Source organism: Zongyangia acetica, assembly GCF_038739695.1.
GTDB classification, from domain to species: domain Bacteria; phylum Bacillota; class Clostridia; order Oscillospirales; family Ruminococcaceae; genus Zongyangia; species Zongyangia gallinarum.
The window spans coordinates 1-505 of the sequence record NZ_JBBEWN010000053.1; the positions used below are offsets into that span (position 1 = coordinate 1).

At 46.5% G+C, this 505-nt stretch carries 1 protein-coding gene; it reads left to right on the forward strand.

The genetic code is table 11. From position 1 onward, the window contains the following. Positions 1 to 191: 191 nt before the first annotated feature. Positions 192 to 505 (forward strand): helix-turn-helix domain-containing protein (locus WGC32_RS15070; protein WP_342683092.1); only part of this gene is annotated, 314 nt, incomplete at its 3' end.

Sequence of the window (505 nt, forward strand, 5' to 3'; positions counted from 1 at the left end):
GGGATACCCGGTACGCGTTGTGCCAGATGCTGAGGAGCAAAGAGGGGAATGTGAGGACATAGGCAAAAAGAAAGCCGGGGTTATTCCCCGGCCTTGGCGATGTATTCCGCAATAAACTTAAAGATTTTCAAAAATGTTTTGAGGGTCAGCACAAATCAGTGTTGGCCCTTTTTGTTTGAGAGGTGGTGATTATGGCCAAGGGCAAATATGAATATTGGTTGACGGAAGAGGGCCTTTTGGTGTTAGAAGGATGGGCCAGGGATGGGCTGACGGATGAGCAGATTGCTTCGAATATTGGAATTGGATATTCTACGCTACAGACGTGGAAAGGCAAATATCAAGACATTCAAGACTCCCTAAAAAAGGGGAAAGAAGTTGTGGATTACGCGGTGGAAAATGCTCTGCTCAAAAATGCGCTCAAAGGAGACACCACCGCTCAAATATACTGGCTGAAAAACAGACGCCCTGATAAGTGGAGGGATAAGCCAGGCTATGAAGATACGAG